Origin of the sequence: Flavobacterium qiangtangense (genome assembly GCF_042658345.1) — a bacterium.
Classification (GTDB): domain Bacteria; phylum Bacteroidota; class Bacteroidia; order Flavobacteriales; family Flavobacteriaceae; genus Flavobacterium; species Flavobacterium qiangtangense.
This window is the reverse complement of record NZ_JBHSQB010000010.1, coordinates 205,838-219,178: the sequence shown is the minus strand read 5'-3', so window position 1 is coordinate 219,178 and position 13,341 is coordinate 205,838. Positions and strand designations below refer to the sequence as shown.

Genomic DNA, 13,341 nt, shown 5'->3' with positions numbered 1-13,341 from the left:
GTATGGAAAAGGAAAAATTTGGAGAAAGAGATTTTCAGCAATTGATTGGAAACTTGCTTCGTTATGGCGTTTGGATTTCGCTTGCCGTCGCTTTTTTGGGCGGAATAGTCTATTTATCAAATCACGGAACCGAAACCGTAAATTATTCAAAATTCATTGAAAACGACCGCAGTATTTTTCAAGTCGTAACTTCTGTTTTTGAAGGAATTGCAACTTTTCAAGGCGAATCGCTAATCTTTTTGGGAATTATTTTGTTGTTTCTCACGCCCGTGTTACGCGTGATTTTATCGCTGTTTTCGTTTTTACTGGAGAAAGATTATCTGTATGTTGGGATAACTTTGGTGGTGATTTTGATTATTGGGGTGAGTGTTTGGTTAGGGTTTGCACATTGAGGTTAATGCAATTTTGAGGAAAACTATGTAATAGCAAGCTTTTGTTTCAAGCGTTGATAAGTCAAAAAGGCGTCTGTTAATTTTTTTAAAAAAATATGCTACAAAAATTGTTACTTAATTGATTTTCCAGACTTAACTACAAACTTTGAAAAAGTGTCAAATAAAGTTATAAATGAAATTAATGACACAATTGTTAAATATAAAATCATTGATTTTAACAGATCAATAGTAGTAATTGTATGTTCGAAAATTATGAATGATTTAGCGACGTAATTTTCATTGAAAAGATTTAATAATATAATAAAACAAATTGTTACAATGAACATTTTCATGGATATTTTAAATTTGTCTACAAGTTCGTGAAGTATAGTTTTCGAGTTATCTTTTTTACTTTCTTGTTCATATAGATTTTTTGAAAATGGTGAAGTTGCAATGATTGACAATGCGGTTATAGTAAATCCAGTTGTTATTGATAAAAAAGTAGCTATAACTTCAAATGCTTTCCTATCCAAATTTGTAGTTACCGCAAACGTTAAAATAATTATTATAGAGAAAATTAGAAGCAAAATATTTTTAAGCATTTTCTTTTTTTATTTTGTAAATTAATTTCCTGTAAACATCCTCGGGAGAAAACATTTCATCTTCATCGACTATCGCTTCAATGTCAATTTTTCTCGAAAACCCTTCAGTGTTAAAAAGCATTCCTAAGTTGTTTTCGTCTTTCCCCGCAATTACAATACTTTTTAAAGAATTTTTTTGTTCGAAAATCGACTTTACTTTTCCAATTAGATAATTGTTAGTTAATCTGTTATTATAACTTAAACTCAATGTCGCAACGCTAGCTTCATAACCATTTATTTCTTCAGACAACGTTTTGCTCAGTATTCCGGAGTCACTAAATAGATTAGGAACTGCTGATATCTTTATGTTATCAAGACTTTTAAGCATCTCAATAAATTGCCCTTCATCATATATTTCTTTTACAACAATTGATGAAGTTTTAAAGTAATCTTTAAATAAATCTATTAGGGCAACTCTTTTTTTAGAATTGCTTATCCAAACAAAGCTAGTTCTAAAATCTACAACCGCGAAAGTTTGACGTGGTTCAACTTGATTTTTTGTTCTGGGATTCGGCTCTTCTTCTTTAGTGTCAAAATTATAGACGTTTGGATTTCTAGGTCCAACAATGCCTTCTCCAAAATTCATTTTTAAATAGCTTTCTTCGTATTCGATATCAAAAATTTGAACTTTACTATCGCCATTGTTAGTATAAGAGCCTGATGGAAGATGTTTGTGAAAATTGTCAATCGATAGCTTATCATTATCTAAATATAAAAAAACTCCACTAAAGATTAAAGGTTTTTTAATAATTTTTTTCATCCCTCTACATTTTATAATTTAAGTTTTGAATACTTTTAAAATTTTTTTCGAAAAAATTTTTTATAAATATTTCGAATTGAGATATTCGTGATTCGTTTATTTATTCAAATCAAATATATACAATTAAAGTAATTTCCTTACAAAAAACACAAATTTCTACAACCAATTTCTTTTTTGTATTTTTGACAAGCTATAAAAAGTTATGACAGAAGAAAAAGTAATATTGGTCAATGAAAATGACGAGCAAATTGGCTTGATGCCAAAACTGGAGGCGCATGAAAAAGCGCAATTGCATCGTGCGTTTTCGATTTTTATCTTAAACTCAAAAAACGAAGTGATGTTACAACAGCGCGCTTCAGAGAAATACCATTCGCCGTTGCTGTGGACGAACACCTGTTGCAGTCACCAGCGCGAGGGCGAGACGAATATTCAAGCTGGAAACCGCAGATTGCAGGAAGAAATGGGTTTTTCTACCGAATTGAAAGAGCTTTTCCATTTTATTTACAAAGCGCCTTTTGACAACGGCCTGACTGAACACGAACTAGATCACGTGATGATTGGCTATTATAATGACGAACCAAACATAAATCGTGATGAAGTGGAAAGCTGGAAGTGGATGGACATTGACGCCATCAAAGAAGATATGATTCAAAATCCGGCGATTTACACGGTTTGGTTCAAGATTATCTTTGACGAATTTTATCATTTTTTAGAAGAACATAAGAAGTAGTTTGCAGTGTTCAGTTTTCAGAATGCAGACTTTAATTGTAGTAAAGACCTGAACACAAAACCTAAAACCTTGAACCCAAAATAAATCCAAATGAAAGTTACTGTCAGCAGAAAAGCCCATTTTAACGCCGCGCATCGCCTTTACAGAAAAGATTGGTCTGATGAAAAGAACAATTCTGTTTTTGGGAAATGCAACAACGCGAATTTCCACGGACATAATTATGAATTGACCGTGAGCGTGACCGGAAAAATAAATCCTGACACGGGTTATGTGATGGATATCAAAGATTTGGCGGATATTATTTTGGAAGAAGTGGAAAAACCTTTTGACCATAAAAACCTGAATTTGGATGTTCCAGAGTTTTTTGATTTGAACCCGACAGCCGAAAACATTGCCGTTGTAATTTGGAACAAACTCCGAAAAAAGATTGACGCTGAAATGGATTTAGAAGTAATTTTATATGAAACTCCCAGAAATTTCGTGAGTTACAAAGGGGAGTAGTTTCAAAAGATATAAAGATTACACAAAATAATAGTAGAACTTAAAAGGGAAATTGCAGTAATTTGCCTCTAAAAATAAACAAATGAGCTTAGAATTATATCCAATTATTTTTGACCCGATTTTAAAAGAAAGAATCTGGGGCGGTAAAAAATTAAAAACAGAATTCAATAAAAATATCACTTCAGATATCACGGGCGAAAGCTGGGAATTATCTACGGTTAAAGGTGATGTCAGCGTAATCTCAAATGGAAAATACGAAGGAAAATCGCTGAATGATTTGATTTCTAAATTTCCAGAAGAAGTTTTGGGAACTAAAATTCATCAGAAATTTGGAACAGAATTTCCATTGCTTTTTAAATTCATCGATGCCAAAGACGATTTGTCCATTCAGGTACATCCAAATGATGAATTGGCAAAAAAACGCCACAACTCTTTTGGTAAAACCGAAATGTGGTATGTAATGCAAGCCGATGAAGGAGCGAGAATCGTTGTTGGTTTCAAAGAAAACTCAAGCAAGGAAGAATACGTAGAAAATCTGGAGAATAAATCATTGCTTTCGATTTTAAAGGAAGTTCCGGTAAAAGCGGGTGATGTTTTCTTTTTGGAAACTGGCACAATCCACGCTATCGGAGCGGGAATTGTGATTGCTGAAATCCAGCAGACTTCTGATATTACCTATAGAGTTTATGATTGGGATAGAGTGGATGCGGAAGGAAAATCACGTGAATTGCACATCGAATTGGCGCTTGACGCGATTAATTACAATACGACTGATACAGAAAAAGTATATTCAAAGGACGAAAACAAAAGCAATCCGGTTGTAAACTGTCCTTATTTTATCACGAATTATTTTCCGTTGAACGGAGAAGTTTCGGTTGAAAAAACAAATGATTCGTTCACGGTATATATGTGCATGGAAGGAAATTTTGATTTGGAACTAAACGGAGAAAAATGGTCGTATAAAAAAGGAGATACGATTTTGATTCCTGCAGCGCTTAAAAATTTCAATTTGAACGGAAATGCGGTTCTGTTAGAAATTTACATTTAATAGCCTCAAATAGAAAGTTTATGCTTAATTTTGCAATCGCAAATTAAAATAAAAATAAAAATGGCAAACGTTAAGAATTTAAAGAAAGACATCAACTACGTTTTAGGAGATATTATTGAAGCAGTTTACATTTGGGAAATGTCTACAGCAGGAAAACCAACTGAAGCTTCAGAGGCTTTGATCGACGAAGCTATCGTTACTTTCGATTCTTTGATCGCAAAAGTAAACGCTAAGAACGTTGAGAACAAAAAATCTCACTTTAAACAAATTCATACAGAATTAGAACAAGCTGCGAATCAATTGGTTACTAAAATCAACGCTTTGTAGTAAAAAAAAGGGTGAAAAAAGTTTGAATTTATTTTGGAATAACAAAATACAGACTTATATTTGCACCCGTAATGAGTCGCCAGCGTAGCTCAGTTGGCTAGAGCAGCTGATTTGTAATCAGCAGGTCGTGGGTTCGAGTCCCTCCGCCGGCTCAAAAAAAAACCATCTATTTTATTTAGGTGGTTTTTTATTTAAATTGACGCATTCATTACGAATATATTGAGTCGCCAGCGTAGCTCAGTTGGCTAGAGCAGCTGATTTGTAATCAGCAGGTCGTGGGTTCGAGTCCCTCCGCCGGCTCAAGATAAACCATCTAACTTTTTTGTTAGGTGGTTTTTTTTTGCTTAATCTAATGGAATTTGATTCATAAAAAAGACTTATAAAATAATGTTATTTAAACGTTGTAAACTCAAAAGCGTTTATCTTTGCAGTCCATAAATAAAACCCATAAAATGGAACTTACACTAACAAAACCAATCTGTTTTTTTGATCTTGAAACCACAGGAATCGACATCTGTAAAGACAGAATTGTAGAAATATCAATCTTCAAAGTTTTTCCAAACGGAAACAAAGAAAGCAAAACCTGGCTGGTAAATCCAACGATTATGATTCCCGCAGAATCTACAGCGGTTCACGGAATCACAAACGAAAAAGTGGCGAATGAGCCAACTTTTAAAGAATTAGCTTCCACGGTTCACCAAATGATCAAAGATTCTGACTTGGCCGGATTTAATTCTGACCGTTTTGATATTCCGCTTTTGGCCGAAGAACTTTTAAGAGCCGGAGTTGATTTTGATATGAAAAACGAAGTTTCAGTTGATATTCAGACGATTTTCCATAAAAAAGAAGAACGTACTTTGAGTGCAGCGTATAAATTTTATTGTGGTCAAAGTCTTGAAAACGCACATTCCGCGGAAGCTGATACCATGGCAACCTACGAAATCTTGAAAGCGCAATTAGAACGATACGAAGATTTGCCACACGATATGAAATCGCTTTCGCAATTTACAACAAGAAAAAAATCCGTTGATTTTGCCGGATTTATTGCTTTGGATAAAGAAAACCAAGAAATTTTTACCTTCGGAAAACACAAAGGTGCAAAAGTTGAAAAAGTACTTGAAACAGAACCAGGATATTTTGGCTGGATTCAAAATGCTGACTTTCCTTTATATACAAAAAAGGTCTTGACAGCGATAAAATTAAGGAAGTTAAACACAAAATAAGGTGCAGGGTTTTGGGTTTAAGGTTCAAGGTAACCCAAAACCCAAAATCATGAAGCCTGAACCTAAAAAAGATGAAGATAATCTGCATCGGTAGAAATTATACCAAACATATTGAGGAATTACAAAACGAAAAACCAACGGAACCTGTAATTTTCTTGAAACCAGATACGGCGATTTTGCCAAAAAACTTTCCGTTTTTTATTCCAGAATTCAGCAATGATATTCATCACGAAGTTGAGGTTTTGGTGAAAATTAATAGAGTTGGAAAACACATCGACCCAAAGTTTGCTCATAAATATTATGACGAAATCGGCCTTGGAATTGATTTTACAGCGCGCGACGTTCAGGCAAAATTGAAAGATCAGGGACTTCCTTGGGAAAAAGCAAAGGCGTTTGACGGTTCTGCGGTGATTGGAGAATTTTTGCCAAAATCACAATTCAAGTCGTTAGAAAATCTTACATTTGAGTTAACCAATAACGGAAATAAAGTGCAAACTGGCGATATGAGTCACATGCTTTGGAAAATTGACGAATTGATTTCTTATGTTTCGCAATATTTTACGTTGAAAATTGGCGATATTATTTTTACAGGAACACCAGAAGGCGTGGCAAAAGTCAGTCCAGATGATATTCTTGAAGGGTTTTTAGAAGGACACAAACTATTTAGAATACAAGTAAAATAATGGCTATACATTACAACCTCGCAAAAGTCTATGAGATTTCAGACAACGACAGCGAATTCGTGCAAGACATCATCAATTTGTTTGTGACCGAAGTTCCTGCCGACTTGAAAAATGTCAAAAAAGGCATCAAAGAAAAGGATTACAAGCTGGCGTACAGTTACGCGCACAAGATTAAGCCAACCTTAGATTTGCTTGGAATGACAGTTGCTTTTGAAGAAATTCTTTTAGTAGAAGATTGGACAAAACGCGAAGGAAAAAAGAAAGAAATTAAAGAAACTTACAAAAGTATCGCAGATAAAATCGAAAAAGCGGTTAAGGAAATCAGCAAAGATTTTAATATTTAATTTATTCTGAAGCCATAAATCTGCAATCAAAAATTTTATGAAAGCAACAATCTTGACTATTGGCGATGAAATTTTAATTGGTCAAATCATCGACACCAATTCTGCTTTTATAGCAAAATCCTTAGATAAAATAGGGATTGACATTCACGAAATACTTTCTATAAGTGACAGTCGTCAGCATATTTTAGAAACCTTAAAACACCTTCAAAACCAAGTCGATTTGGTTATCATTACAGGTGGTTTAGGTCCAACAAAAGACGATATTACCAAAAAAACCTTGTGCGATTATTTTGAAGACGAATTAGTTGTCAATCCGCAAGTTTTGGCGCACGTCACAGAATTAATCGAAGGATTTTACAAGCGTCCAATCACGCAGATGAACAAAGACCAAGCGCTCGTTCCTTCAAAAGCAACCGTTTTAAATAACAAAATGGGAACCGCACCCGGAATGTGGATGAAGAAAGAAAATACCGTCTTTATTTCGCTCCCCGGAGTTCCGTATGAGATGAAATACTTGATTGAGAACGAAGTGGTTCCAAAAGTCATCAAAGAATACAAAAGACCTTTTATAATCCATAAAACGATTTTAACGTATGGTCAAGGCGAAAGTCTTGTTGCAGAGCGAATTGAAGCTTGGGAAAATAACCTTCCCGAATTTATAAAACTCGCTTATTTGCCAAATCCCGGCAGAGTCAGATTGCGACTTTCTGCTCGTGGAACCGACGAAAATATGCTGAAAGAAGCAATTGAAGAAAACGTAATTTCACTGTCAAAAATCATCGGCGACATCATTGTGGGTTATGATGAAAACGAAACTTTAGAAGTAATTTTAGGCAGATTATTGACAAAAAACAAAATGACAATTTCCACGGCAGAAAGCTGTACCGGCGGAAAGATTGCTCAAATGTTGACCGCAATTCCGGGTTCTTCCAACTATTTTAAAGGAAGCATCGTCAGTTATTCCACAGAAATAAAAACCGAAATATTAAAAGTACCACAAGAATTAATCGATAAATATTCTGTCGTAAGCAGGGAAGTGGCAATTGAAATGGCACTCGGAGCAAAAAAGCTAATGAAAACAGATTATGCGATTTCTACTACAGGAAACGCCGGACCCGAAAAAGGAGATTCTCCAGCCGAAGTCGGAACCGTTTTTATCGCTTTAGCAACCAAAAACGGAGTCATTTGCGAAGAATTCAGCTTTGGTCAGCCAAGAGAAAAAGTCATTGATAGAGCGGTAAATACGGCTTTTGAGATGCTTCAAAAAGAAATTTTAAAAAATGTATAATATTTATTTTGTACAAACGTTTATTTTTCGTTTCTTTGCACCCTGATTTTGAATAACGATAAAAGATAAGCATAATGTCAAGAGTTTGTGACCTTACGGGTAAAAGAGCGATGGTTGGAAACAACGTTTCCCACGCGATGAACAAGACTAAGAGAAAATTTTCTGTAAACTTAGTTAAAAAACGTTTTTATCTTCCTGAAGAAGACAGATGGATTACTCTTAGAGTAGCTGCATCTACAATAAAAACTATCAACAAAAATGGAATCGCTGCAGTTTTGAAAGAAGCTAAAGCTAACGGATTTATTAAATAATCCTTCCTAAAAACTATATAGCAAGATGGCAAAGAAAGGTAATAGAATCCAGGTAATTTTAGAATGTACAGAGCACAAAACTAGTGGTCAACCAGGTACATCAAGATACATCACAACAAAGAACAAAAAAAATACTCCAGACAGATTAGAGATTAAAAAATTTAATCCAATCTTGAAAAGAGTAACAGTTCACAAAGAAATTAAGTAATCAGAGACTTTTATAAAATCTCAAATGGTGACCATTTGCAGATTTTTAAATAAAATTTCGTGTAAAAATATTTAAATCATGGCAAAGAAAACCGTTGCAACGTTACAGACAGCTTCAAAGAGATTGACAAAAGCTATCAAAATGGTAAAATCTCCAAAAACTGGTGCATACACTTTCGTTGAAAGCGTTATGGCTCCTGAATTAGTTGATGAGTTCTTGAAAAAGAAATAATTCAATCAAACAGCATATAGAAAAGCTACTTTCATTCGGAAGTAGCTTTTTTATTTTTATATTTGTCATAAGTTTTATCAGAAGCCAAACACAAGGCATTTTTTAAATGTAGTTCCCGCTTTCTGCAGTAGTTTTTCTCCGATGAAAAATCGAAGAAAAAGCTACTGCCGCCAATCGGGGCTAGTTAAAAACGCTTTCGCCTTCTTTAAACTTCAGGACCAAGATTGTCGAAATCGAATGATCGAATAATCGAAACATCTAACAATCAGATAAAAAATGAGCTTTTTTAAGAAAATATTTTCATCAGAAAAAAAAGAAAACCTTAGCCCAGAAGTTAAACAAAGCTTGGACAAAGGTTTAGAAAAATCAAAAACATCCTTTTTCTCAAAGCTGACCAAAGCCGTTGCAGGAAAATCAAAAGTTGATGACGAAGTTTTAGACAACCTCGAAGAAATCCTAGTTTCTTCAGACGTTGGCGTAAACACAACGCTAAAAATCATCACCAGAATCGAAGAACGCGTTGCCAACGACAAATACTTGGGAACCGACGAACTGAACCAAATTCTCCGTGAAGAAATCGCCGGACTTCTTTCTGAAACAAATTCGGGCGAAGCCACAGAATTCGAAATTCCAAAAGACAAAAAGCCTTACGTTTTAATGGTTGTTGGTGTAAACGGCGTTGGAAAAACCACAACCATCGGAAAACTAGCGTATCAATTCAACAAAGCTGGATATAAAGTTGTTCTTGGTGCTGCCGATACTTTCCGTGCCGCAGCAATCGACCAATTGCAGATTTGGGCAGACAGAGTTGGCGTTCCAATTGTGAAACAGCAAATGGGTAGCGATCCAGCTTCTGTAGCGTTTGACACCTTGCAATCTGCCGTTTCTCAAAACGCAGATATCGTGATTATTGACACAGCAGGACGTTTGCACAACAAAGTAAACTTGATGAATGAGTTGACAAAAGTAAAACGTGTGATGCAAAAAGTCGTTGAAGACGCACCACACGATGTTTTATTAGTTCTTGACGGATCAACAGGTCAGAACGCTTTCGAACAGGCAAAACAATTTACAGCAGCAACAGAAGTGACTTCGTTAGCGGTAACAAAATTAGATGGAACTGCAAAAGGCGGTGTCGTAATCGGAATTTCAGACCAATTCCAAATTCCGGTAAAATACATCGGAGTAGGCGAAGGTATTGAGGATTTGCAGGTTTTCAACAAAATAGAATTCGTAGATTCTTTTTTCAAATAAAATTAAATGGCATTCTCAATAAAAAATGTAAAACCGCTTCATCTCTATGTTTTATTCGTGCTTTTGATTTTAATAGCACGGCTTTTTGAAGGTAAAATACAACCACTTTATTATTTGTTTGCATTTTTAGGATGGTGTTCATTTTACATAGCCGTTAGAAATTTTTTCAGGCAAAGAAAGCAAGGTAATTCTTCAAAAAGAGTTACGGCTAAAAAGAATAAATAAAATAAATGCGTTAATTTATTAATGCATTTATTTTATCCCATAAAACTTCATCAAAATCTGATAAAGCGAGATTTACATCATCAGCAGCTTCTCCCATTCGAATCACCACCATCTTTTTGCTTGGAATTACATAAATTTTCTGATCGTTTTTGCCTAGTGCCATAAACATATCATTTGGAGCTTCCGGAATAATGCTTCCTGGAAACTGCAATTGTGATTGAGGTAAATGATAGTTTGCTTTTCCATTTAGCCACCACAAATATCCATATCCAAGATTAATATTTTGTGAAGTATTTGTGGCATCTTCAAAGTAATTTTGGTTTAAAATAACTTCATCATCCCATTTTCCTTTATTCAGCATCAAAAGTCCAAAACGAGCCATGCTTCGAACTGTACTCCAATAAACGCTGTTGTTTCCTGATTGGATCCAAGCGCCATTCATTCCAATTTTATTTCGCAACTTCAAATTAAAATAGTTAGCATAAGTCTGCGAAGTCGCTTCTTCCACAACATCTTGCAATTTTACATACGAATTATGATAAGCCCAGCGCGTTCCGGCATCGGCTTTATAAACCAAACATTCTGGCGTTACACAATCGTCATTAATAGCGTCATCCAGTCCAGAAGTCATTGTCAATAAATGCTTATTTGTAATCATATTTTCCTTGGTCAAAGGTTCGCTTGTCCATCCTGTTCCGAGATAATCTGAAACTTTGTTGTTGATATTTAAGAAATTTTCCTGCTCGGCAATTCCTACCATTGTTGCAGTTAAAGTCTTTCCTGCACTTGCCCAATACCAGTTTGTGGAAGCCGAATGTCCGTTGAAATAATTTTCTAAAACTATTTTTCCATCCACTAAAATAATGAAACCTTTTGAATGTTTTTCTTCCAAATAAGCAAGCAACGGATTCACGGCACTTTGGTTCCAACCTAAATCAGAGACAGATTCAGTTTCCCAAACGGCATTTTCATCTAAAGAAGGAAAGTATAAATCTTCAGTAGGAATTGGAGTTTGTTCGGGTTCTTCGCTGTCAGAACTACAAGCTAAAAAAGCAAAAACAACCACCATCGGAAATATAATTTTTTTCATAACCATCACGTTTTCAATAAGACTTTAAAAATAGCAAATAGTTTAATTCAGAAACTTTTTTATCCTATTAATAAATGGTAATTTTATTTTTTTAAAATGGAATATGAAAAAGACAGCATTATTATTGTTTGTTACCTTAGTATTAACGGCTTGCGGACAAAAAGTTTCTAAAGAAGAAACGCAAAAATTGAATGGTTATTGGGAAATTGAAAAAGTACTCATGGCTGACGGTTCTGAAAAAGACTATAAAATCAATATGATGTATGATTTTTTTGAAATCGGAAAAGATTACAAAGGTTTTCGCAAAAAAGTTACACCACAATTAAACGGAAAATTTCTTGCAGATGATACCGCAGAAGCTGTTGAAATCACTGAGAAAGACGATAAAATTTATCTAAATTACAAGACAGAATATGCAACTTGGAAAGAAGAATTGAAATCCATTTCAGACGATAAAATGGTTATTTTAAACCAGCAAAATATCGAATATCACTACAAAAAAGCAACAGCAATAAACTTACTCGATGGCGAAACGACTAAATAACGAAAATTCTGTAGGCGATGTTTTAAAACACATTATCGAAGCCAATAAACTTCAAACCGGTATTGACCAAATTACTGTGAAAGAAGCTTGGATTTCGTTGATGGGAAATGGCGTAAACAGTTATACCAAAGAAGTTACGCTGCGAAAAAACACGCTTTATGTTGAATTAACTTCAGCTGTTTTGCGTGAAGAATTAAGCTACGGAAAAGAAAAAATAATCAGAATGATTAACGAAGAATTTCGCCGTGACGTCGTGAAAGAGATCATTTTTAGATAGTAAACTACCACAATTTATAGAATGAAGCAAAAACAAATCAGAGGCCTTCACCGCGATTTAGGCTATTTTTACATCGGATTAATCATCGCATTTGCCTTCTCCGGAATTTTAATGAACCACAGAGAAGTCTGGAAACCAGAAAAATACACAATTGAAACGCGTCAAATTCAATTGCAACTTCCAGCTCAAGAATTGATTTCTGAAAAATACATCGACAAGCTCAAAGAAGAAATAGAAATAGACGATAAACTGCGTCGTTTCAATATAAAAGAAGGAAAGTTAAAAGTTTCGTTTGAAAAAAATGATGTTGAAATCGACATGAAAACTGGCGCAGGCGAAGTCGTTTCTTTCATCAAAACGCCATTCATCAGCCAAACAATGAAGCTCCACAAAAACACCTCAAACTGGTGGATTTATTACGGCGACGTCTTCGGACTTTCCTTGATTGTCATTGCTGTCACCGGTGCAATCATGATTCCGGCAGGAAAATTTACTTTCAAAAAACGAGGCTGGAAATTAGCATTAGCCGGTTTAATATTCCCGCTCATTTTTCTTTTCTTATTAGCATAAAAACAAAAATCCCGTCTCAATCGAAACGGGATTTTTTATATTTTTAAAGACTGCTTACTGCAATCTGAGAACTGAAAACTAATTAAAACTGCTCTCTTCCAGCAAAGTGAAAAGCACCTTCGATAGCAGCATTTTCATCGCTATCAGAACCGTGAACAGCATTTTCTCCAATAGATTTTGCATATTTTTTACGGATAGTTCCTTCAGCAGCATCCGCAGGATTTGTAGCTCCAATTAAAGCTCTAAAATCCTCAACAGCGTTATCTTTTTCCAAGATTGCAGCTACAATCGGACCTCTTGACATAAATTCTACTAATTCTCCGTAGAAAGGTCTCGCAGCGTGTACTTCATAAAATTTTTGAGCATCAGCCACAGTCAACTGCGTTAATTTCAAAGAAACAATTTTAAAACCACCTTCAGTAATCATGTTTAAAATCCCACCGATGTGTCCGTTTTCAACCGCATCAGGCTTAATCATTGTGAATGTTCTATTCGTTGCCATTTTTTTGTTTTTAAATTTGGCGCAAAAGTAGTGTTTTTTAACAGATAACGAAAATTTTTAGAAGAATTAGAAACAGAAAAATCACGAATTATCAGCAAAAGTCGGTCCCGCTTTCTGGTACAATCTGTCATTGCGAGCTTGCGAAGCAATCTCACAACGCCAGGATTTCCCCGCCAATCGGGGTTAGCAGGAAAAGGCAGTGATTTTTTGTTA

At 34.9% G+C, this 13,341-nt stretch carries 20 protein-coding genes and 2 tRNA genes; 18 read left to right on the top strand and 4 right to left on the bottom strand.

Annotated elements, in window-relative coordinates:
• Positions 1–2: 2 nt before the first annotated feature.
• The gene (locus ACFPVY_RS14890; protein WP_379792916.1) at positions 3–392 is read left to right on the top strand and encodes a DUF1634 domain-containing protein; all 390 of its coding nucleotides are present in this window, start codon (positions 3–5) and stop codon (positions 390–392) included.
• Between the two features lie 110 nt (positions 393–502).
• Here ACFPVY_RS14890 and ACFPVY_RS14885 read toward each other — a convergent pair whose 3' ends face one another.
• Complete coding sequence (locus ACFPVY_RS14885) at positions 503–973, bottom strand: hypothetical protein (protein ID WP_379792915.1); 471 nt, start codon at positions 971–973, stop codon at positions 503–505.
• Positions 966–1,772, bottom strand: a complete 807-nt coding sequence (locus ACFPVY_RS14880) for a hypothetical protein (RefSeq protein WP_379792914.1) — start codon at positions 1,770–1,772, stop codon at positions 966–968. Before ACFPVY_RS14880 ends, ACFPVY_RS14885 begins: the two co-directional genes overlap by 8 nt.
• Positions 1,773–1,974: 202 nt before the next feature.
• On the opposite strand from ACFPVY_RS14880, the gene idi reads away from it, so the two are divergent.
• From idi to ftsY, 14 genes are all read left to right on the top strand, one after another.
• Positions 1,975–2,502 (top strand): isopentenyl-diphosphate Delta-isomerase, encoded by a 528-nt coding sequence (gene idi / locus ACFPVY_RS14875; protein ID WP_379792913.1) that lies wholly within the window; start codon positions 1,975–1,977, stop codon positions 2,500–2,502.
• Between the two features lie 90 nt (positions 2,503–2,592).
• The gene (locus ACFPVY_RS14870) at positions 2,593–3,003 is read left to right on the top strand and encodes a 6-carboxytetrahydropterin synthase (protein WP_379792912.1); all 411 of its coding nucleotides are present in this window, start codon (positions 2,593–2,595) and stop codon (positions 3,001–3,003) included.
• Positions 3,004–3,085: 82 nt separating this feature from the next.
• Positions 3,086–4,051 (top strand): type I phosphomannose isomerase catalytic subunit, encoded by a 966-nt coding sequence (locus tag ACFPVY_RS14865; RefSeq protein ID WP_379792911.1) that lies wholly within the window; start codon positions 3,086–3,088, stop codon positions 4,049–4,051.
• Positions 4,052–4,111: 60 nt separating this feature from the next.
• Positions 4,112–4,378: a hypothetical protein gene (locus tag ACFPVY_RS14860; RefSeq protein ID WP_379792910.1), complete on the top strand. Its 267-nt coding sequence runs from the start codon at positions 4,112–4,114 to the stop codon at positions 4,376–4,378.
• Between the two features lie 78 nt (positions 4,379–4,456).
• Positions 4,457–4,530: transfer RNA gene (locus ACFPVY_RS14855), tRNA-Thr, on the top strand.
• A gap of 74 nt (positions 4,531–4,604) precedes the next feature.
• Positions 4,605–4,678 (top strand) — tRNA-Thr (locus tag ACFPVY_RS14850).
• Positions 4,679–4,830: 152 nt separating this feature from the next.
• Complete coding sequence (locus ACFPVY_RS14845) at positions 4,831–5,601, top strand: exonuclease domain-containing protein (protein ID WP_379792909.1); 771 nt, start codon at positions 4,831–4,833, stop codon at positions 5,599–5,601.
• Between the two features lie 71 nt (positions 5,602–5,672).
• Entirely contained in the window at positions 5,673–6,284 is a 612-nt protein-coding gene (locus tag ACFPVY_RS14840) for a fumarylacetoacetate hydrolase family protein (RefSeq protein ID WP_379792908.1), read from the top strand.
• Positions 6,284–6,628, top strand: coding sequence for an Hpt domain-containing protein (locus ACFPVY_RS14835; RefSeq protein ID WP_379792907.1), 345 nt, complete (start codon positions 6,284–6,286; stop codon positions 6,626–6,628). Before ACFPVY_RS14840 ends, ACFPVY_RS14835 begins: the two co-directional genes overlap by 1 nt.
• Positions 6,629–6,665: 37 nt before the next feature.
• A complete protein-coding gene (locus ACFPVY_RS14830; RefSeq protein ID WP_379792906.1) occupies positions 6,666–7,916 on the top strand; it encodes a competence/damage-inducible protein A in 1,251 nt (416 codons plus the stop codon).
• A 74-nt stretch (positions 7,917–7,990) separates the two neighbouring features.
• Complete coding sequence (rpmB, locus tag ACFPVY_RS14825; protein WP_056069897.1) at positions 7,991–8,227, top strand: 50S ribosomal protein L28; 237 nt, start codon at positions 7,991–7,993, stop codon at positions 8,225–8,227.
• 25 nt (positions 8,228–8,252) lie between these two features.
• Complete coding sequence (gene rpmG / locus ACFPVY_RS14820) at positions 8,253–8,435, top strand: 50S ribosomal protein L33 (protein WP_056069900.1); 183 nt, start codon at positions 8,253–8,255, stop codon at positions 8,433–8,435.
• Between the two features lie 78 nt (positions 8,436–8,513).
• Entirely contained in the window at positions 8,514–8,666 is a 153-nt protein-coding gene (locus tag ACFPVY_RS14815; protein ID WP_113988621.1) for a DUF4295 domain-containing protein, read from the top strand.
• A 276-nt stretch (positions 8,667–8,942) separates the two neighbouring features.
• Entirely contained in the window at positions 8,943–9,920 is a 978-nt protein-coding gene (ftsY, locus tag ACFPVY_RS14810; protein ID WP_379792905.1) for a signal recognition particle-docking protein FtsY, read from the top strand.
• A 235-nt stretch (positions 9,921–10,155) separates the two neighbouring features.
• On the opposite strand, the gene ACFPVY_RS14805 is transcribed toward ftsY, so the two are convergent.
• Positions 10,156–11,235, bottom strand: coding sequence for a serine hydrolase domain-containing protein (locus tag ACFPVY_RS14805; protein WP_379792904.1), 1,080 nt, complete (start codon positions 11,233–11,235; stop codon positions 10,156–10,158).
• 103 nt (positions 11,236–11,338) lie between these two features.
• On the opposite strand from ACFPVY_RS14805, the gene ACFPVY_RS14800 reads away from it, so the two are divergent.
• Genes ACFPVY_RS14800 through ACFPVY_RS14790 form a run of 3 tightly spaced genes read left to right on the top strand, consistent with a single transcriptional unit; the run spans position 11,339 to position 12,626 of the window.
• Positions 11,339–11,779: a hypothetical protein gene (locus ACFPVY_RS14800; RefSeq protein WP_379792903.1), complete on the top strand. Its 441-nt coding sequence runs from the start codon at positions 11,339–11,341 to the stop codon at positions 11,777–11,779.
• Positions 11,760–12,056, top strand: coding sequence for a DciA family protein (locus ACFPVY_RS14795; protein ID WP_379792902.1), 297 nt, complete (start codon positions 11,760–11,762; stop codon positions 12,054–12,056). Before ACFPVY_RS14800 ends, ACFPVY_RS14795 begins: the two co-directional genes overlap by 20 nt.
• A 21-nt stretch (positions 12,057–12,077) precedes the next feature.
• Complete coding sequence (locus tag ACFPVY_RS14790) at positions 12,078–12,626, top strand: PepSY-associated TM helix domain-containing protein (protein WP_379792901.1); 549 nt, start codon at positions 12,078–12,080, stop codon at positions 12,624–12,626.
• A gap of 82 nt (positions 12,627–12,708) precedes the next feature.
• On the opposite strand, the gene ACFPVY_RS14785 is transcribed toward ACFPVY_RS14790, so the two are convergent.
• Positions 12,709–13,128: a nucleoside-diphosphate kinase gene (locus tag ACFPVY_RS14785; protein WP_379792900.1), complete on the bottom strand. Its 420-nt coding sequence runs from the start codon at positions 13,126–13,128 to the stop codon at positions 12,709–12,711.
• Positions 13,129–13,341 lie beyond the last annotated feature (213 nt).

Coding starts and splice junctions, on each gene's coding strand:
- ACFPVY_RS14885 (WP_379792915.1), bottom strand. CDS start 973: ATGCTTAAAAATATTTTGCTTCTAATTTTCTCTATAATAATTATTTTA.
- rpmB (WP_056069897.1), top strand. CDS start 7,991: ATGTCAAGAGTTTGTGACCTTACGGGTAAAAGAGCGATGGTTGGAAAC.
- ACFPVY_RS14785 (WP_379792900.1), bottom strand. CDS start 13,128: ATGGCAACGAATAGAACATTCACAATGATTAAGCCTGATGCGGTTGAA.
- ACFPVY_RS14830 (WP_379792906.1), top strand. CDS start 6,666: ATGAAAGCAACAATCTTGACTATTGGCGATGAAATTTTAATTGGTCAA.
- ACFPVY_RS14860 (WP_379792910.1), top strand. CDS start 4,112: ATGGCAAACGTTAAGAATTTAAAGAAAGACATCAACTACGTTTTAGGA.
- idi (WP_379792913.1), top strand. CDS start 1,975: ATGACAGAAGAAAAAGTAATATTGGTCAATGAAAATGACGAGCAAATT.
- ACFPVY_RS14800 (WP_379792903.1), top strand. CDS start 11,339: ATGAAAAAGACAGCATTATTATTGTTTGTTACCTTAGTATTAACGGCT.
- ACFPVY_RS14795 (WP_379792902.1), top strand. CDS start 11,760: ATGGCGAAACGACTAAATAACGAAAATTCTGTAGGCGATGTTTTAAAA.
- ACFPVY_RS14805 (WP_379792904.1), bottom strand. CDS start 11,235: ATGAAAAAAATTATATTTCCGATGGTGGTTGTTTTTGCTTTTTTAGCT.
- ACFPVY_RS14840 (WP_379792908.1), top strand. CDS start 5,673: ATGAAGATAATCTGCATCGGTAGAAATTATACCAAACATATTGAGGAA.
- ACFPVY_RS14835 (WP_379792907.1), top strand. CDS start 6,284: ATGGCTATACATTACAACCTCGCAAAAGTCTATGAGATTTCAGACAAC.
- ACFPVY_RS14890 (WP_379792916.1), top strand. CDS start 3: ATGGAAAAGGAAAAATTTGGAGAAAGAGATTTTCAGCAATTGATTGGA.
- ACFPVY_RS14865 (WP_379792911.1), top strand. CDS start 3,086: ATGAGCTTAGAATTATATCCAATTATTTTTGACCCGATTTTAAAAGAA.
- ACFPVY_RS14790 (WP_379792901.1), top strand. CDS start 12,078: ATGAAGCAAAAACAAATCAGAGGCCTTCACCGCGATTTAGGCTATTTT.
- ACFPVY_RS14815 (WP_113988621.1), top strand. CDS start 8,514: ATGGCAAAGAAAACCGTTGCAACGTTACAGACAGCTTCAAAGAGATTG.
- rpmG (WP_056069900.1), top strand. CDS start 8,253: ATGGCAAAGAAAGGTAATAGAATCCAGGTAATTTTAGAATGTACAGAG.
- ACFPVY_RS14845 (WP_379792909.1), top strand. CDS start 4,831: ATGGAACTTACACTAACAAAACCAATCTGTTTTTTTGATCTTGAAACC.
- ACFPVY_RS14870 (WP_379792912.1), top strand. CDS start 2,593: ATGAAAGTTACTGTCAGCAGAAAAGCCCATTTTAACGCCGCGCATCGC.
- ftsY (WP_379792905.1), top strand. CDS start 8,943: ATGAGCTTTTTTAAGAAAATATTTTCATCAGAAAAAAAAGAAAACCTT.
- ACFPVY_RS14880 (WP_379792914.1), bottom strand. CDS start 1,772: ATGAAAAAAATTATTAAAAAACCTTTAATCTTTAGTGGAGTTTTTTTA.